This is a genomic window from Ferrovibrio sp. GW821-FHT12F09, from assembly GCF_058806775.1.
In genome coordinates, this window is record NZ_JBXAPZ010000001.1 from 1,942,986 (window position 1) to 1,960,623 (window position 17,638).

17 protein-coding genes and 1 tRNA gene are annotated in these 17,638 nt (G+C 63.5%); 7 read left to right on the forward strand and 11 right to left on the reverse strand.

Translation table 11 applies throughout. The annotated features are described in order from the left end of the window. Nucleotides 1-4: 4 nt before the first annotated feature. Together AC1ROB_RS09645 and AC1ROB_RS09650 are read right to left on the reverse strand one after the other, a co-directional pair. A complete protein-coding gene (locus tag AC1ROB_RS09645; RefSeq protein WP_492971398.1) occupies nt 5-2,029 on the reverse strand; it encodes a TRAP transporter permease in 2,025 nt (674 codons plus the stop codon). Nucleotides 2,030-2,170: 141 nt separating this feature from the next. Further along, entirely contained in the window at nt 2,171-3,166 is a 996-nt protein-coding gene (locus AC1ROB_RS09650; RefSeq protein ID WP_492971397.1) for a TAXI family TRAP transporter solute-binding subunit, read from the reverse strand. A 222-nt stretch (nt 3,167-3,388) separates the two neighbouring features. Between AC1ROB_RS09650 and AC1ROB_RS09655 the strand changes: the two genes are divergently transcribed. Continuing rightward, a complete protein-coding gene (locus tag AC1ROB_RS09655) occupies nt 3,389-4,288 on the forward strand; it encodes a DMT family transporter (RefSeq protein WP_492971396.1) in 900 nt (299 codons plus the stop codon). Here the strand turns inward: AC1ROB_RS09655 and AC1ROB_RS09660 are convergent. Genes AC1ROB_RS09660 through AC1ROB_RS09690 form a run of 7 tightly spaced genes read right to left on the reverse strand, consistent with a single transcriptional unit; the run spans nt 4,285 to nt 10,927 of the window. Further along, nucleotides 4,285-6,258: an acetoacetate--CoA ligase gene (locus AC1ROB_RS09660; RefSeq protein ID WP_492971395.1), complete on the reverse strand. Its 1,974-nt coding sequence runs from the start codon at nt 6,256-6,258 to the stop codon at nt 4,285-4,287. The genes AC1ROB_RS09655 and AC1ROB_RS09660 overlap by 4 nt on opposite strands. 17 nt (nt 6,259-6,275) lie before the next feature. After that, nucleotides 6,276-6,851, reverse strand: a complete 576-nt coding sequence (locus tag AC1ROB_RS09665; RefSeq protein WP_492971394.1) for a cupin domain-containing protein — start codon at nt 6,849-6,851, stop codon at nt 6,276-6,278. An 8-nt stretch (nt 6,852-6,859) separates the two neighbouring features. Beyond that, nucleotides 6,860-7,633, reverse strand: a complete 774-nt coding sequence (locus tag AC1ROB_RS09670) for an ABC transporter permease (RefSeq protein ID WP_492971393.1) — start codon at nt 7,631-7,633, stop codon at nt 6,860-6,862. Then, nucleotides 7,630-8,391, reverse strand: a complete 762-nt coding sequence (locus AC1ROB_RS09675; protein WP_492971392.1) for an ABC transporter permease — start codon at nt 8,389-8,391, stop codon at nt 7,630-7,632. The genes AC1ROB_RS09670 and AC1ROB_RS09675 overlap by 4 nt, the downstream gene beginning before the upstream one ends. Beyond that, the gene (locus AC1ROB_RS09680) at nt 8,388-9,197 is read right to left on the reverse strand and encodes an ABC transporter ATP-binding protein (protein ID WP_492971391.1); all 810 of its coding nucleotides are present in this window, start codon (nt 9,195-9,197) and stop codon (nt 8,388-8,390) included. The genes AC1ROB_RS09675 and AC1ROB_RS09680 overlap by 4 nt, the downstream gene beginning before the upstream one ends. Next, the gene (locus AC1ROB_RS09685; RefSeq protein ID WP_492971390.1) at nt 9,194-10,141 is read right to left on the reverse strand and encodes an ABC transporter substrate-binding protein; all 948 of its coding nucleotides are present in this window, start codon (nt 10,139-10,141) and stop codon (nt 9,194-9,196) included. Before AC1ROB_RS09685 ends, AC1ROB_RS09680 begins: the two co-directional genes overlap by 4 nt. 51 nt (nt 10,142-10,192) lie before the next feature. Further along, entirely contained in the window at nt 10,193-10,927 is a 735-nt protein-coding gene (locus AC1ROB_RS09690) for a GntR family transcriptional regulator (RefSeq protein ID WP_492971389.1), read from the reverse strand. Nucleotides 10,928-11,064: 137 nt separating this feature from the next. Between AC1ROB_RS09690 and AC1ROB_RS09695 the strand changes: the two genes are divergently transcribed. Together AC1ROB_RS09695 and AC1ROB_RS09700 are read left to right on the forward strand one after the other, a co-directional pair. Then, nucleotides 11,065-11,841, forward strand: coding sequence for a cyclase family protein (locus tag AC1ROB_RS09695; RefSeq protein WP_144069049.1), 777 nt, complete (start codon nt 11,065-11,067; stop codon nt 11,839-11,841). Nucleotides 11,842-11,847: 6 nt separating this feature from the next. After that, nucleotides 11,848-12,783, forward strand: a complete 936-nt coding sequence (locus AC1ROB_RS09700; protein WP_492971388.1) for a fumarylacetoacetate hydrolase family protein — start codon at nt 11,848-11,850, stop codon at nt 12,781-12,783. On the opposite strand, the gene AC1ROB_RS09705 is transcribed toward AC1ROB_RS09700, so the two are convergent. Then, nucleotides 12,770-13,636 carry an SMP-30/gluconolactonase/LRE family protein gene (locus tag AC1ROB_RS09705; RefSeq protein WP_492971387.1) on the reverse strand — a complete coding sequence of 289 codons (867 nt, stop codon included), beginning with the start codon at nt 13,634-13,636 and terminating at the stop codon, nt 12,770-12,772. The genes AC1ROB_RS09700 and AC1ROB_RS09705 overlap by 14 nt on opposite strands. Continuing rightward, the gene (locus tag AC1ROB_RS09710; protein WP_492971386.1) at nt 13,636-14,751 is read right to left on the reverse strand and encodes an NAD(P)/FAD-dependent oxidoreductase; all 1,116 of its coding nucleotides are present in this window, start codon (nt 14,749-14,751) and stop codon (nt 13,636-13,638) included. The genes AC1ROB_RS09705 and AC1ROB_RS09710 overlap by 1 nt, the downstream gene beginning before the upstream one ends. Nucleotides 14,752-14,931: 180 nt before the next feature. On the opposite strand from AC1ROB_RS09710, the gene AC1ROB_RS09715 reads away from it, so the two are divergent. The 4 genes from AC1ROB_RS09715 to lptC all read left to right on the forward strand — a co-directional run bounded on the left by AC1ROB_RS09715 (nt 14,932) and on the right by lptC (nt 17,636). Continuing rightward, a tRNA-Leu gene (locus AC1ROB_RS09715) sits at nt 14,932-15,018 on the forward strand. 59 nt (nt 15,019-15,077) lie between these two features. Continuing rightward, nucleotides 15,078-15,692, forward strand: a complete 615-nt coding sequence (locus AC1ROB_RS09720; protein ID WP_492971385.1) for a ribonuclease D — start codon at nt 15,078-15,080, stop codon at nt 15,690-15,692. Between the two features lie 142 nt (nt 15,693-15,834). Beyond that, nucleotides 15,835-16,944, forward strand: coding sequence for a KpsF/GutQ family sugar-phosphate isomerase (locus AC1ROB_RS09725; protein ID WP_492971384.1), 1,110 nt, complete (start codon nt 15,835-15,837; stop codon nt 16,942-16,944). Between the two features lie 8 nt (nt 16,945-16,952). Continuing rightward, complete coding sequence (gene lptC, locus AC1ROB_RS09730) at nt 16,953-17,636, forward strand: LPS export ABC transporter periplasmic protein LptC (RefSeq protein ID WP_492971383.1); 684 nt, start codon at nt 16,953-16,955, stop codon at nt 17,634-17,636. The last annotated feature ends 2 nt before the right edge of the window (nt 17,637-17,638 follow it).

Here is a 17,638-nt window from a genome sequence, read left to right on the forward strand (position 1 = left end):
GTTTTCAGGTTGCCAGGGCTTTGGCGCGCAGCCGCTGGTAGGCGGCGAGACCGAAGGCCAGCACCACACCGGAGATCTTGAGCGGGCCGATCTGATCGATGGTGATGACGTCGAAGAAGGCGTCGATCAGCGTCGGGAAGAGCAGCAGCGTGCCTGCCAGGATCAGCGCGATGCGCACCGGCCAGCCGGTCTTGCCGAACAGCCAGCCCTGGGTGGCGCCGGCATAGGCCCAGATGCCGATGCCGGTGGCCAGCGTCACAGTTACGATCTGCATCCAGTCGCCGCCCTTGGGCGTTACCAGCAGCAGGCCGACGCCGTTCGGATCCAGCACGAAAACGAAGGGCACCAGGAAAGCCGGCATGGTGTATTTCCACGACTGCAGCGTGGTGCGGTAGGGGTCGGCGCCGGTGATGGCGGCCGCCGCAAAGGGCGACAGCGCGGTGGGCGGCGAGACTTCCGACAGCACGGCGTAATAGAAGATGAACATATGGGCCGCGTAGTCGGGCACGCCGAGTTGGATCAGGGCCGGCGCGGCGATCACCGCGCAGATGATGTAGGACGCGGTAACCGGGACGGCGAGGCCGACGATCCACACGATCAGCGCCGTGTAGATCGCGGTCAGCACCAGGCTGCCGCCGGCATAGGCGATGGCGATGGCGCTGAACTTCAGCCCCAGGCCGGTGAGCGTCACCACGCCGACGATAATACCGGCCGCGGCGCAGGTCGCCGCCGTGCCCAGCACGCCGATGGAGCCAGCGGCCAGCGCCTCGATCAGCTTCTTCGGCGTCAACGCGCTCTCGCGGCGGCAGTAGCTCACAACGATGGCGGCAATCGTCGCCCAGAACACCGACAGCACCGGCGAGAAGCCGAGCAGCATCAGGATGACGATCGAGAACAGCGAGCTGAAGTGGTAGCCGTAGCGCTTGGTCAGCGTCCACAGGCTGTCGCGCTTGCCCAAGTCGACATCGGCGATGTTGTACTTGCCGGCATCCAGTTCGACCATCGCCAGAAGGCAGAAGTAGTAGAGAACGGTGGGGATCGCCGCCATGCGGATGACGTCGAGATAGGAGATCTTGAGGAACTCGGCGATCAGGAAGGCCGCGGCGCCCAGCACCGGCGGCGAGATGATGGCGCCGAGACCACCGGCCGCCAGAAGACCACCGGCAGCCGAGGCAACGTAGCCCGATTTCTTCAGCATCGGCCAGGCGACGGAGCCGATGGTCACCGTGGTGGCGACGCCCGAGCCCGACGGGCCGCCAAGCAGGAAGGAGGACAGAACGATGGCGCGACCCGAGCTGGTGCTCTTGCCGCCCATGGCGGAGAAGGAGAAGTCGATGAAGAATTTGCCGGCACCGGAGAACTGCAGGATGGCGCCGAAGATGGTGAACAGGATGATCAGGCTGGAGGAGACATCGACGGCCGAGCCGAAGATGCCTTCCAGGGTCATGTAGAGATGGCCGACCAGGCGTTCGGCATCGTAGCCGCGGTGGGTCCAGGGTGCCGGCAGATAAGGTCCGAACATCGCGTAGAGAATGAACAGGATGCCGACCACGGGCATGATCGGGCCGGTGGTGCGCCGCGTGGCTTCCAGGATCAGCACGATGAAGACCGCGCCGACCATCACGTCGGTCTGGTTCGGCAGGCTGGCGCGATCGGTCAGGTCGTCGCCGCCCATCACCAGATAGGCCATGGTGGCGATGCCGATCAGGGCCGTGAGCACATCCCACCAGCGGATGCGGTCGCGGAAGCGCAGGGCGACCGGGTAGAGCAGGAAGATCAGCAGCATGACGAAGCCGACATGGATCGGCCGCAGTTCCTGCGTGGGTACGATGTCGTAGGCCGCATACATGTGGAAGAGGGTCATGATGACGGCGATGGCGGTGATCAGGTGGCCGGTCCAGCCGGACAGGCGATTGGCGGCGCCTTCTTCCTGCTCGATATATTCCTCGACCTTGCGCTGGGTTTCCCTATCAAGGGCGCCGGGCTCAATCATCGCCTCGGTGCTGCTCTTGGTTGTTTCCTGCGTCATACCCGGTTCCCCCGATACCGCTTCGGTTGCGGCTTACCCTGTCTGAACTGACCTGTCTTTTAACAGTGAGCCCCGCCGCGGCCAATGCCGGGGCGGGGCTCTTGTAGTTTTACGCGAAGTTTATGGTGAAGCGCGTTCGGCTCAGCTGCCGGTCTTGACACCCTTTTCGGCGAAATACTTCAGTGCGCCCGGATGGAACGGCACCGGCGTATTATCCTTCAGCTGGCTCTCCAGCTTGACGTTCTTGGCCTCGGCATGAACCTGAGCCCATTCGTCGCGCTTCTCGAAGATGGTCTTGGTGATGTTGTAGGCCACATCATCGGGCATGCTGTCGGCCACGAACAGGATGTTCCAGACGCTGGACATCGCATTGTCCTTGTCCTGGCCCGGATAGGTGCCCGACGGAATCTTGCCGGTGGCATAGAGCGGGCCGTACTTGGCGTTCATCTTGGCAACGACTTCCGAATGGTCGATCAGCTTGAGCTTGGTGCCAGGGGTGGCGCCCAAATCGGTGACGGCCGAAGTCGGCACGCCACCTACCCAGAAGTAGGCGTCGATCTTGCCGTCCTTGACCGCGTTGGTCGACTCAGCGGCGCCGAGACGCTCGCGTTTGATGTCCTTGTCCTTGTCGAGATTGGCGGCTTCCAGCACGCGGAAGGCCATCACCTCGGTGGCCGAACCGGCCGAACCGGTGGAAACGCGCTTGCCCTTCAGATCGGCCATCGTGTTGATGCCGCTGGCAGCCGTCGTCACCACATGCATGACGTTCGGGTACAGCACGGCGAGCGTGCGATGGCTTACGGCAGCGCCCTTGAACTTGTCTTCGCCGCGGGAGGCGTCGAGCGAGGCATCGGCCATGCTGAAGCCGATATCGGCGCGCTTGGCGCCGACGAGTTTCAGGTTGTCGACCGAGCCGCCGGTGACTTCGGCGGTCGCCTGCCAGCCCGGCACATGCTTGGTCAGCAGATTGGCGAGGCCGCCGCCGAGGGGATAATAAACGCCGCCGGTGCCGCCGGTGACGATCGACAGGTTCTTGGCCTGCGCCACGGCGCTTTCCGGGGCGCCGAGCGCGGCGATGAGCAGGCCGGCCAAGGCGACATTGCGGAGCTGAGCCGCGCCAAACATAAGGCGTTTCATTGTTGTTTCCTCCTGGATGCCGTCATCGACGGCGTTCTTGAAATCAGCGTCCAGACGATACGGAACGGCAGCCCTGCAAATCAACCCTTAATCGCCGTTACTGCAGCGCACAAGAATGTGTGCTCTCAGTGATTTGCGTAAAAACGCGGCAATCGCGCCGTTGTGTTTCCCCGCCCCAGGGGCTAAGCCCTTGGCGATATAAAAACAGCGTGTTGCCTCTCCATGTCGTCGTCCCCCGTCTCTGCCAGCCGTCTCGCGCTTGGCGCCCTCATTCTGGGCGCCATCGCCATCGCTTTTTCGCCGATTTTTGTGCGCATCTCGGAAGTCGGCCCGACCGCCACGGGGTTCTACCGGACGATGCTGGCCGTGCCGCCGCTCTGGCTGGTCTGGCATCTGCGGCCGGCGGATGAAAGCCGGCCATCGCTGCCGGGGATGCCGCCCTGGGGCGTGTTGCTGATCCCCGGCCTGCTGTTTGCGGGCGATCTGTTCTTCTGGCACCTGGCGGTGAAATACACCTCGGTGGCCAATTCGACGCTGTTATCCAATTTTGCGCCTGTTGTGGTGACGCTGGGGGCCTGGCTGGTGCTGCGCGAGAAAATCTCGCGCGCCTTCCTGGTGGCTCTGCTGGTTTCGATCTGCGGCGCCATGATGCTGGTTGGCGCCAGCTTCCAGATCGGCGGCGACAATGTCTTCGGCGATCTGCTGGCGCTGACCACGGCGATGTTCTATGGCGCCTATATGATTGCGGTGGCCAAACTGCGCGGCCGCCACAGCAGCCAGGAGATCATGCTGTGGTCGAGCCTGGTCTCGGGCCTCGTGCTGCTGCCGGCCACCTGGCTGATGGGCGAGGGGTTGTGGCCGGCCAGCCTGAACGGCTGGGCGATCCTGTTCGGCCTGGCCTGGATCAGCCATGCGTTGGGGCAGAGCCTGATCGCCTACGCGCTCGGCCACCTGCCGGCATCGTTTTCCTCGCTGGTGGTACTGATCCAGCCGGTGGCGGCGGCCTTCTTCGGCTGGCTGTGGCTGGGCGAGGGCCTGGCGCCGCTGCAGATCGCCGGCGGCATCGTGGTGCTGGGCGGCATCCTGCTCGCGCGGCGCGCGCAGCTCAGGCCGGGCACCTAGGCCGCACGCTGTTTCGCGAAATCGACGAACCAGGCGAGGCTGCCGGGATTGGCCATGGTGCCGGGATTGGAAACCTTGTCGGCCAGCTGGCCAAGCAGGATTTTCTTCACTGGCACTTCCAGCTTCTTGCCTGACAGCGTGCGCGGCACTTCGGCCACCTGGAAAATATCGTTCGGGATGAAGCGGGCTGATACAGCCTTGCGGATCGCCTGGTTGATGCGCTCCTTCAGGGCGGCATCCAACACGATGCCCTCGCGCAGCACCACGAACAACGGCATGTAGCTGTCGCGCCCCAGGAATTCGAGGTCGACCACCAGGCTGTCGAGCACCTCGGGCAGTTCTTCCACCGCGCGGTAGATTTCGGATGTGCCGAGCCGCAGGCCGTAGCGGTTGATGGTGGCATCCGAGCGGCCATAGATGATGGCGCCGCCGCGCGGCGTGATGCGCAGCCAGTCGCCATGGCGCCAGATGCCCGGATACACGTCGAAATAGCTGTCGTGATAGCGTTTGCCGTCCTTGTCGTTCCACAGGAACAGCGGCATGGAGGGCAGTGGCGACGCACAGACCAGTTCACCCACCTCGTCGGTCAGCGGCTTGCCGTGGTCGTCGAAAGCCTGGATGTCGGCGCCGAGGCAGCGCACCTGCATCTCGCCGGCATAGACCGGCTTGAGCACGCATCCACCGACGAAGCCGCCGGCGAAATCGGTGCCGCCGGAGATGGGCGCCAGCCAGATGTCCTTGCCGAGCTGGCCATAAATCCAGGCGTATGAATCTTCCGAGAGCGGTGAACCTGTCGATCCGATCGTGCGCAGGCTGGACAGGTCGGCGACCTTGCGCGGCTCCACGCCGGCCTTCTGGCAGTTGGCATAGAAAGCAGCGCCGGCGCCGAAGAAGGTGGCTTTTACTTCGCCGGCAAACTGCCACAACCGGTTCCAGTCGGGCCAGCTCGGGCTGCCGTCATAGATGGCGATGGTCGACCCGACCAGCAGGCCGGCGACCTGGGCATTCCACATGATCCAGCCGGTGCTCGAATACCAGTGGAAGATATCGTCGGGCCCGAGATCGTTATGGAGGGCCGTCATCACCATGATGACGATGACCACGCCGCCATGGCCATGCACGATCGGCTTGGGCAGGCCGGTGGTGCCCGAGGAATAGACCACCCAGAGCGGATGGTCGAATGGCACCGGTTCCACCGTCATTTCTGCAGGCTTTGCGATCACGTCGGCCCAGCCGGTGGTCTGTACGCGGGCCGGCAGGGGGTGGTCGCTCCGGCCCGGCAGCAGGATCAGGTTCCGCACCGTGGGCAGCTCGGCGATCAGCGCGGTCAGCACGTCGCCCTTGTCGAGGTGCTTGCCGTTGTAGTGGCTCGACGGCACGGCAAACAGTGCAACTGGCTCGATCTGGCGGAAGCGGTCGAGCACGGCATTCAGCCCCATATCGGGCGAGCAGACCGACCAGACCGCGCCGATGCTGGCAACAGCGAGGAAGGCGATGATGGTTTCCGGCGTGTTGGGCGCGTAGGCGACCACGCGGTCGCCACGTTTCACGCCAATGCTGCGCAGATGCGCGGCGACGGAGGCGACCTGATCCTGCAGGCTGCGCCAGGACATCTGCTGCAGCGGCTGGGTCTCGGAAGAATACAGGATCGCCGGCTTGGTATCGGTGGCGTGCCGGAAGACCTGGTCGACGAAATTCAATTCGGCGCCGGTAAACCACTGCGCGCCCGGCATCTCGCGTTTCGCCAGCACTTTGTCGTAGGGCTTGTATGCCTTGATCTGGATATAATCCCACAATGAGGCCCAGAAGCCCTCCAGATCGCTGACCGACCAGCGCCACAGACTATCGTAATCCTTGAAGTCGCGGGCGCGCTCGCTGCGCAGCCACTGCATGTATTTATGCAGCTGGCTGCGGCGGATACGTTCGGCCGTCGGAGTCCACAGCAGGGCGGGGGTCTCGGTCTCGATCATACTCTCTCCCGGAAGCTTCAAGCCTTTTCGATCAGCTTACGCACTTCCGGAGAAAATGCACCATCCAGCAGGATGAAGGCCATGCGGGCCGGATTGACGGGCGAGCGGTTTTCCCAGGCATGGTCGGTGCCGCGCTGCACCACCACATCGCCGGCCTGCAGATGGGTTTCCGAGCCGTCGTCCAGCACCAGCGTGATCTCGCCGAAGACGACGATGCCGTAATCGATGGATTCCGTGCGATGCATCATCGGATGCGGACTGTCCGGCTTCCAGGTCGAGGCATGGGCCGAACCGACCAGGGCGAAGGCGGCCTGCGCCAGTTCCTTGGTCATGGCCGGTGCATCCGGCCGCTTGGGACCGAAATCGACAAAGCGGATGATGCTGCCCTGCTTCGGCGGCTCGATCTGCAGTTTGCGGTCCGTCGGGTCCTTGCCATTATCGACGGTCACCGGGCTGCCGGCGGTATTCCAGACCTCGAAGAAAGCGACGCCGATCTCGGGCTTTTCCAGGGTCGGCGCCATCACCGTGTCGATGGCGACCACGGATTTGCCGGCGGCGTTATGGCCGGTAACGATGCGGCGGGGCTTTCTCATGCGATCTCCTAGTGGGATTTGCGCCAGCGCAGCAGGTGCTGTTCGACGGCCGATAGCACCAATGCGCTGGCAAAGCCGAGCAGGCCGAGCAGGATGACGCCGGCAAACAAGTCAGGCGCGCGGAAGGCGCGGGCGGCGAGCAGAATCCACTGGCCCAGGCCCTGGCGGCCAGCCAGCATCTCGCCCACCACGGCGAGGATCAGCGCAATGGTAAGGCCGAGCCGCATGCCGGAGAGAATGTCGGGCATGGCATTGGGTAGGGCGATTTTCCAGATCACTTCCAGGCGGCTGAGCCCCAGCGCGCGGCTCACTTCATAAAGCCGCGGCTCGACGGCGACGAAGCCGTGGATGGTGGCGAGCAGCATGGGCCAGAGCGCACCGAAGGCGATCACCGCCAACACCATGCCGTCCGACAGGCCGAGCAGGGCGATGGCCACCGGAATGATGGCCGATGCGGGCAGCGGGCGCAGGAATTCCAGCATGGGGCCGAGATAGGCCCGCGCGCGCGCCGAGATGCCGATCAGGGCGCCGAGCGCCACGCCGACCAGCGAGGCCAGCAGCCAGCCATAGACCATGCGTTCGATCGTGCCGGTCAGGCTGACGAGCAGTTCGCCACGGCTGAAGCCGCGCACCAGCGCCGCCCAGGCGCGGTCGGGGCCGGGCAGGAAAACAGGCGAGACCCAGCGATTGTCGGCGGCGACCTGCCAGAGCCAGACGATGGCAAGGCCGACGCCGATGCTGGCGATCATCCACAGGATGCGGAACGTGCCGAAGCGCTTCATGGATGCATCTCCACGGCGCCGCCGATATTGCGGAACAGCCGCTGCTGCAGCACCAGCAGCAGGGCATTGAAGCCCCAACCGACTACGCCAATCCACAGCAGCAGCGCCAGCATCAGCGCGGGATTGAGCGACTGCTGCGCCGCCATCATGGCATAGCCAAGACCCAGGGGATTGATGGCGATCTCGACAGTGACGGCGACGATCAGCGCCACGCCAGCCGCCAGACGGAAGGCGACGAAAATGCGCGGCAGGGCCGCCGGCAGAACGATTTTCCAGACCCGCTGCAAGAGGTTGAAGCCCAGCGCACGGCTGACCTCCAGGAGGCGCGGCTCGATGCCGGCAATGGCCGCCTTGGTCAGGATCAGCACCGGCCAGAAGCTGGCGAAGGCGACGATGGCGATTTCCATGCTGTAGCCGAAGCCGAAGCCGATCATGGCAATTGGCAGCAGCGCCACCGAGGGGATGGGGCGGAAGGCTTCGACGGGGAATTCGAACAGGCGATCGAGAATCAGGAACAGGCCGAGCAGAATGCCGAAGACGAGGCCTAGCCCGACGCCGATGCCCAGCCCGCCCAAGGTCGCCAGCAAGGTCTGGCCGGTGGCTTTCAGGATGGTGCCGTCACCGATACCGATCAGGCCGGCACCGAAAATCTGGCTCGGCGGGGCCAGCGTGTCACTTTTGACCGGTGCGATCAGCGCCGCGATCTCGGCCAGCAGCAGCAGGCCGAGTGGCACCACAAGTCCGCGCCAGTTCTTCAAGCTTCGGCGTCCTTGATGAAGTCGAACAGGGAACGGCGCAGGCGCAGGAACTCGGGATGCTCGCGAGTGGTCAACTGGTCGCGTGGATACGGCAGCGACACATCGTAAATCTGGCCGATGCGGCCGGGATTGGGATGCAGCGCGACCACGCGATCGCCGAGATACAGCGCTTCTTCCAGATCGTGGGTGACAAAGAAAGCGGTGGTGCCGGTCGAGCGCACGATCTGCAGGATCTCGTCCTGCAACCCCTGGCGGGTCATGGCATCGAGGGCGCCGAAAGGCTCGTCCATCAGCAGGACGCTGGGATTCTGAGCCAGACAGCGGGCGATCTGGAGACGCTGCTGCATGCCGCCGGACAGCTGGTTGGGGAATTTGTCGGCGTGCTTGCCGAGGCCCACCTTTTCCAGCAGAGCCCGGATGCGCGCCGGCCGTTCGGCGCGCGGCATGTTGATGGCTTCCAGCGCCAGCGCCACATTGCCGCTGACCGTGCGCCAGGGCAGCAGCGCCTTGCCGTAATCCTGGAAGACGATGGCGATGTCGCGGCGCGGCCCGGTCACCGGCTTGCCGTCATAATCGACGGTGCCGCTGGTCGGCGTGAACAGGCCGGCGATCAGGCGCAGCATGGTGGTCTTGCCGCAGCCCGACGGGCCGATGACGCAGACGAATTCGCCGCGCCGGATCTGGAGGTCGATGCCCTCCAGAATCCGGCGGCCGGCGAGATCGAGATCGACGCCGCGGAACGTGATCAGGTCATCCTGGCTCACGCTGCGCGGCATGGCGACCACTTTGCTGGAGGACAGGGTCATTTCACGATCAGCTTGGCGGCGTCCAGCTTGCCTTGCAGCATGTCCTGGCCCTGCATCACTTTGATCCACCAGTTGAGCTGATCGACCGAGACTACCGGGTTCGGATTGGAGATGTTGATGCTGGCCAGGATCTCGGGCGGCAGCTTGATATGCTTGCCGATATCCTCCCGGGTCTTCAGCTTGCCCTCATCGGCCTTGATGAAGGCGGCCGCTTCGGTGATCGAGTCCTGATAGGCCTTCACCGCCTTGGGGTTCTTGGCCGCCCAGTCTCGCGTCGTGGTGTAGATGATGCTGGGCTTGTCGAACGGTAGATCGGCCAGGTAATTCGCCACCACCGTGCCGGTGCCGGCGCCAACGATGCGGGCCATGAAGGGATCGGCGGTCACCACGGCATCCACCGTGCCGGCCTTGAGGATGTCGCCCATGGTGGGGAAGGAAACTTCGACGAAGTTGACCTTCTTGGGGTCGACGCCCTTTTCCACCAGCCATTGACGGAACAGCACATGCAGGAAGGCGCCGATGCCGGGCGCGCCGACCTTCTTGCCGACGAAGTCCTGCGGATTCTTGATATTGGCTTCCGGGCGCGCGACCACGCCGACGCCCTTCACGGCCTCGGGCGAGGTGACGCCGGTGCCGGCGACAGTGACGAGATCGAGGCCGCCATCCACCGCCTGCAGGAAGACCGACGGGGTCGGGCCGCCGATCTGCACGGAATTCGACTGGATCGCGGCGGGGATGTTGGAATTGATGGCGATGAATACCGGTTCGACATCCAGGCCATGCTTGGCGAAGATGCCACGCTCCTTGGCGACGAACAGCGTGGAGAAGTCGGTGACGGCGGTATAGCCGACGCTGACCTTGGTCTGCGCCATGGCTGTCATCGACAGTCCGGCGGCAATCAGGGCGCCGATCATTGCCAGCGCTGTGGTTTTTCTTGCGGTCATGGTTTCCTCCCGAGGATGTATCCGCGTTGTTGTTCTTTTTTTGTCAGGCAATCACGGCGGCGCCGCCTGCCTGGCATTCGCTGCGGCGTCTTCGCCGTAGCAGAATTCGTAAGTGTGGCCGAGATGGTGTTGCAGGCTGGTACAGGCGCTGTCGGCGTCGCGCGCCAGCACCATGTCCATAAGCTGCTTGTGTTCGCGCATCAGCACGCCATGGCCGATCACCATGAAATTCTGCATCATGCCCTGGCGATAGCGTTCGGCCTGATCGTAGAGGCGGCTTTGTTCGTCCAGCAGGCGCGGCGAGCCGCAGGCGGCGATCAGCGCGACATGGAAGCCTTTGTGCAGGTCGCTGAACTCGGTGAAATTCTCCAGCGTTTGGCCTTCCATGCGGGCGACATAGCGGTCGAGCCGGTGATAAGCCGCGAGAATGGCGCCTTCCCAGGCGTCGTCGCCGCGCTCGATAGCGCGTTTCAGTGCGGCGGGCTCCACCACCTGGCGGGCCAGCGTGATATCGGCCAGGTCCTCGGCGCTCATGGCGGCAACGCGGAAACCGCGCTGGCTTTCGGCTGAGACGAAGCCCTGGCTGATCAGCCGGGCGAGGCCTTCGCGCAGCGGACTGGCGCTGAGGCCGTAGCGGGATTTCAGGTCGTCGATCTGCAGCTTGGTGCCGGGGGGGAGGCGGCCGGCGATGATGTCGGCGCGAATATTCCGGTATGCCGATTCCGTCAGGCTGCCGGCTTCGGCGGCCAGGTCGCGGATATCGGCTTTGCTCTTCTCGTCTCCCATGGGGTCACTGTGACGACGGGACGCGGAAGCTGTCAACGACAAAAAAGAAAAAAATCGACAAAATTCTCCATGGTCGTTATTGTGGCCGGCAACCGCCCACCAGAGCCGGTCCCCTAATTGATTCCTTGGGAGGAATTATGCCCCGTCGCTTCGTCGACCTCTCCATCTTTCTCGAAAATGACGTCCAGTCCGATCCGCCGGGCTTCGGCCCGAAGATCGATTACATCCGTCACAAGGACAGCGCGTCGGACGTGGTGAAGTTCTTCCCCGGCCTGAAGGAGGAAGACCTGCCCGAGGCCGAGGGCTGGGCGGTGGAGAATGTGCAGCTCAACACCCATAACGGCACGCATCTGGATGCGCCGTATCATTTCCATTCGACGATGAACCACGGCGAGCGCGCCTGGACCATCGATGAAGTGCCGCTGGAATGGTGCTTCGGCGACGGTGTGAAACTCGACTTCACCAAGCTGCCCGACGGCTATGTCGTGACTGACAAGGATGTCGAGAACGAGCTCAAGCGCATCGGCTATACGCTGAAGGAACACGACATCGTCGTGGTCAATACAGCGGCCGGCAAAGCCTATGGCAAGCCGAACTACGTCAGCACCGGCGCCGGCATGGGCTACAAGGCCACCATGTATCTGCTGGAACGCGGCGTGCGCGTCACCGGCACGGATGCCTGGAGCTGGGATGCCCCCTTTGTGCATACCGCCGAGAAGTTCAAGGAGAGCCAGGATGCCTCGCTGATCTGGGAAGGCCACAAGGCCGGCCGCCATATCGGCTACTGCCATCTGGAGAAGCTGCATAACCTGGAAGTGCTGCCGCCGTTCGGCTTCACCATTTCCTGCTTCCCGCACAAGATCCGCGGCGCTTCCGCCGGCTGGACCCGCGCCGTCGCCATCTTCGAGGAATAATCACAGATGAAATTCTGCACCTACAGCCATGCGGCGCATGGCGAGAAGCGTCCCGGCGTGCTCACTGCTGACGGCGCGACGATTGTCGATCTCGGCGGCAGCTTTGACAGCACGCTGGCCATCATCAAGGGCGGCGACGAGGCCAAGGCGAGGGCGAAAAGCCTGCAGGATCGCGCCGAGACGCGCGTGACGCTGGGCGAGGCCAGGCTGCATGCGCCGGTGCTGGTGCCGGAGCAGATCCGCGACAGCATGCTGTTCGAGAAGCATGTGCAGCAGGCGATGGAGCGCATGACCATCATGCGCAAGCCGCTGCTCGGTCCGCTGCTGATCAAGATGGGCAAGGTGAAGGTGCCGCCGACCTGGTACCAGATTCCCATCTACTACAAGTCCAACCGCTTTTCGGTGAACGGCCCCGAAGGCGATGTAATCTGGCCGCGCTACAGCCAGGTGATGGATTTCGAGCTGGAATTCGGCTTCTTCCTTGGCAAGACCGGCAAGAACATCAAGGCTTCCGAGGCCCGCAACCACATCTTCGGCTTCACCATCTTCAACGATTTCTCGGCCCGCGACGCGCAGTCGATCGAGATGCAGAGCATGCTGGGTCCCTGCAAGGGCAAGGATTTCGATACCGGCAATTCGATGGGCCCGTTCCTGGTGACCCTGGACGAGATCGGCGATCCCTACAGCCTGCGCATGCAGGCGCGCGTCAACGGCGAAACCTGGTGCGACAGCAATTCCAGCACCATCCATCACAAGTTCGAGGATCTGCTGGCGCGCGTGTCATCGGATGAGACCGTGTATCCGGGCGAGTTCTTCGGTTCGGGTACGGTGGGTGACGGTTGCGGCCTGGAGCATGGCCGCTATCTGAAGGACGGCGATGTGGTGGAGCTGGAGGTCGAGAAGATCGGCATCCTGCGCAACCGCGTGATCAGGCAGAAATAAACGCCACTTCCGGCAAGCCCGGAATCTCGACGGGGATCGCGAAAATGCCGCCGGCCAGCGGCGTTTTCGCCAGGTCCTCGGCCGTGTGCCGCTGCCGCGCTGTCGTAATAAACAGCGTCTTCAGATCGGGCCCGCCGAAGCAGGGCATGGTTGTCGCATTGGCCGGCAGGCGCACATCGCGCAGGCGTTTGCCGTCTGGCGAGACCTGCGCCACCTTGCCGGCGCCATAGAGCGCCACCCAGTAGTTGCCGGCAGAATCCACCGTTGCGCCATCCGGGCGCTCAGCCGTTTCGCGCAGATCGAGGAACAGCCGGCGGTTCGAGATCGCCGCCGTCTTCACGTCGTAGTCGTAAGCCCAGACGCGCATCGTCGGCGTATCGGCGTGATACATGGTTGTCCCATCCGGACTCCACGCCAGGCCGTTCGAAATCGCGATGGCGCCGACCAGGCCCTGCCGCAGCACGCGGTCGCCCTCCAGACGATAGAGCGCGGTATCGGGCTGGCGGTCATCGGTCATGCCGCCGACCCAGAAGCGGCCCTGACGGTCGCAACGGCCATCGTTGAAGCGTGCATTTTCCAGCGGCGAGGCGGCCAGCAGGGTTTCATGTTCGGTGGCCGGATCGAACAGCCAGATGCCGTCGCGCCGCGCCAGCAACAATTCTTGGCCGGGGGTCGGCGCAAGGCTGCCCAGCGCGCTCGGCATTCCCCAGGTTTCCAGGGTCTGCGTCGCCGGATCGAAGCGATGCAGGTTCGGTGCATGGATGTCGGCGAACCAGAGCTTCTGATCGCCTGCCGACCAGACCGGCGATTCCGCCAAGGCGAATTTACCGTCCAGAATGCAGGTCGCGTCCATCAGTTTATTCCCTCTGCCATATCGGCGACCATCTCGCCGATACTGAGCGAAGCCGTGAGACCCGGACTTTCGATGCCATAGAGATTGATCAGGCCCGGCACGCCATTCTGGTCCGGTCCCTGAATCAGGAAGTCGTCGCCCGTCTTGCCACCGCCGCGACTGAGTTTGGGCCGGATGCCGGCATAGCCCGGCTGGATCGCGCCATCGGGCAGGCCGGGCCAGTACTCCCGCACGGCGGCATAAAACAGTTCGCCGCGCGCCGGATCGACATTGTAGTCGACCCTGTCGATCCATTCGACATCGGGGCCGAAGCGCATCTGGCCGCCCATGTCGATGGTGACATGGGTGCCGAGCCCGCCGGGTGTGGGGATCGGGTAGATCAGTCGCGAGAACGGCGGCTTCACACCGGACAACACGAAGTAGTTGCCCTTGGCATAGTAGCAGCCGGGCACGCTGTCGGGCCGGATGCCGTTAATCCTGGCGGCGATGCCCTGCGCGGCAAAACCGGCGGCGTTGATCACCAGTTTTGCCTTCAGCACCATCGCATCCGGGCCGCCGGTTTCGATGACGATGCCGTCATTGGCAACGTCGCCGCGGATGACCGGCGCGTTCAGCGCCAGCATGGCGCCGTGGTCTTCGGCCTCGCCCTGATAGGCCAGCATCAGGCCATGGCTGTCGATGATGCCGGTGGAAGGTGAGAGCAGGGCAGCGACGCAATGCAACTGCGGTTCCAGCGCCACGGCCTGGTCGCGGGTCAGCCATTGCAGGTCATCGACGCCGTTGGCCTCAGCCTTTTTCTTCAGCGCCTCCAGATCGGGGATCTGGCTGTCATCGGCGGCGACGATCAGTTTGCCGCAGCGGTTATGGGCGACGCCGCGCTCGGCGCAGTAGGCGTAAAGCGCCTGTTTGCCTTCAACGCAGAGCCGGGCCTTCAGGCTGCCGGCCGGATAATAGATGCCGGCATGGATCACCTCGGAATTGCGCGACGAGGTTTCGCTGCCGATCAGGCTGGCGGCCTCCGCGATCACCACTTCGCGACCCCGTCTGGCCAGGGCCCGGGCCACGCCCAGGCCGACCACGCCCGCCCCGATCACCAGACACTCGACGCTATCCATTCCGCCCAGCCATTCGCCCGTGTTCACCCGTCTGCCGCCCAGTTATCCGCAGGGGAGCAAGTCCTTGCAACCCCTGTCATTAATAGCTCCGAAATGCTGCGGGGCGGCGCTTGACTTCTCCAGGCCGGGGCCGTAAACACTCGCCTCGGTCGGGACGCCTTCGGGTCGTTTCGAACCATTGCCCAGGTGGCGGAATTGGTAGACGCGCTAGCTTCAGGTGCTAGTGACCGAAAGGTCGTGTAAGTTCGAGTCTTATCCTGGGCACCAATTCCTCGATTGCCGCATCGTGATTTCCGATGCGCCCGCATGAGAGAGAGCATCGCAGAATGGCCATCACCGTATATCAGAACGACCTGCCGGACGGCCTCGATCTCGGCCCGATGGTAGCTGTGGATACCGAGACGATGGGGCTGCGGACGCTCCGCGACCGGCTCTGCGTCGTTCAGCTTTCCTCTGGCGATGGCAATGCCCATCTGGTGCAGTTCCGCTCCGGCACCGGCTATGCCGCGCCCAATCTCAAGCGACTGCTGGAAAACCCGAAAATCCTGAAGCTGTTTCACTTCGCCCGTTTCGATCTGGCGGCGCTGAAACAGTATGTCGGCGCTGAAACCGCGCCGGTCTACTGCACGCGCACGGCTTCGAAGCTGGTGCGCACCTTCACCGACCGCCATGGCCTGAAGGATCTCTGCCGCGACCTGATCGGGGTGGAGATTTCCAAGCAGGAGCAGTCTTCGGACTGGGGCGCCCACGACCTGACCGAAGCGCAGCAGCGTTACGCGGCGTCGGATGTGCTGAACCTGCATCAGCTCAAGACGGTGCTGGATGGCATGCTGATGCGCGAAGGCCGCATGGCATTGGCTGAGGCCTGCTTCCGCTTCCTGCCCGCGCGGGCCGACCTCGATCTGGCCGGCTGGCCTGAGGACGATATTTTCGCCCATTGATCCCGGCGTTTAGCCCAAAAGCCGATTTTTTCCACAAGTTGCTGAAATTGGCTGCGATCCGGTCATCTGGTTTGCAATTCCGGCCCTGATTCTCCATACTTGGCACGATTCTTGTTAGTGTATTGCCAGCAGTGGGTAGATCATGACATCCGCACCCTCCGTCGCGCGCGTCAAGCGCGCCGGAAAAAAACGTGCGAAAGCCTCGTCCGCGACTGCCGCGACCAAAGCCGCTTCGGCCAAGGTCGTGCAGGTTGGCAGTCGCCGCCGTCCGGGCAGTCCCGATATCGAGGTCGGTCGCCGCGTCCTGCTGATGGAATCCAATGGCCTGGCCGCACTCGCCGCCGGCCTGGATGATAGATTCAGCAAAGCTCTCGACATCCTGATGAATGTCAGCCGGGAAGGCAGCCATTTCCGCGTCATCGTATCGGGCATGGGCAAGAGCGGTCATGTCGCGCGCAAGATCGCTGCCACCATGGCATCGACCGGTACGCCCGCCATGTTCGTCCATCCGGCGGAAGCCAGTCATGGCGACTTGGGCATGGTGACCAACGGAGACGTCTTGCTCTGTCTGTCGAATTCCGGCGACGTCCCGGAAATGGCGGACCTGATCGCCCATGCCAAGCGGTTCGGGATTCCGCTGATCGGCATGACCAGCAAGGCCAAATCGGCTCTGGGCCAGGCCTCGGATGTTGTTCTGGTACTGCCGCCGGTGGAAGAGGCCTGCCCGATGGGGCTCGCGCCCACCACCTCGACGACCATGATGCTGGCACTGGGCGATGCGCTGGCCGTCGGTCTGATGGAGCGCAAGGGTTTCACCCGCGACCATTATCGCGTCTTCCATCCGGGTGGCCGCCTGGGCAAACAACTGATCAAGGTGAAAAGCCTGATGCATGTCGAGGCGGAGATTCCTCTGGTCTCGACGGGCACGCCGATGCGTGAGGCGCTGGTCACCATGGCCGGGCGCAGTTTCGGCTGCATCGGCATCGTCGGCAAATCCGGCCGTGACAAGGACAGGCTGGTTGGCATCATCACCGACGGCGATCTGCGGCGCCACATCGAAGGCGATCTCCTGTCGCAGAAGGTCGAAACGGTGATGACCAAGTCGCCGATGACGATCCGCCAGGATCTTCTGGCCGTTGAGGCCTTGCGCGAAATGAACAGTCGGCGCATCACGGCCTTCTTCGTGGTTGAGAACAATCGGCCGATCGGCATCCTTCACATGCACGATTGCGTGCGAGCCGGCATCACGTGAGGACCGGCATGATGGCGACCGGCCTCGACCAGATCAAAGCGGACGCGCGCCAGCGCAACGCCGGCTTCACGCCGCGCGACGCCGCCAGCGTTCTGTCGCAGTTGCCGCGCCGCCGTCGTTTCGTGCGGTTCATGAAATTCATCCTGCCGACCATCGCGTTCGGTATGCTGATTGCGGTTTTCGCGTGGCCGCAACTGAACAAACGCTCCGCATTGATGTCGATCTGGGCGACCCGGGTCGATACGGATACCGGCGCACTGGTCATGAACAACCCGCGCTATCGCGGTTCGGACTCCAGCGGCCAGCCTTATGTGGTCACCGCCGATCGCGCCATCCAGGATCCGCAGGATGACAAGCAGGTGACGCTGGATCGCGTTCAGGCAGACTTCTCGATGAACGACGGCCAGTGGTGGTCTCTGACCTCCGACACAGGCATCTACAATGGTACTGGCCAGTTGCTGCACCTGTTCGGCAATGTCGCCGTGTTCGGCGACAAGGGCTATGAGATGCATGGGCATTCCGCCGAGGTCAATCTGCAGACCAAGGTGATCGCCAGTGACGAGAAGGTCTGGGGCCAGACGGATATGGGCACGATCAATGCCAATGGCTTGCGCGTCTACGAAGGCGGCAAGGTCATACTGTTCATCAATGGCGTGAAGACCAAGATTTTCCAGCAGGACAAACGGGGCTGATC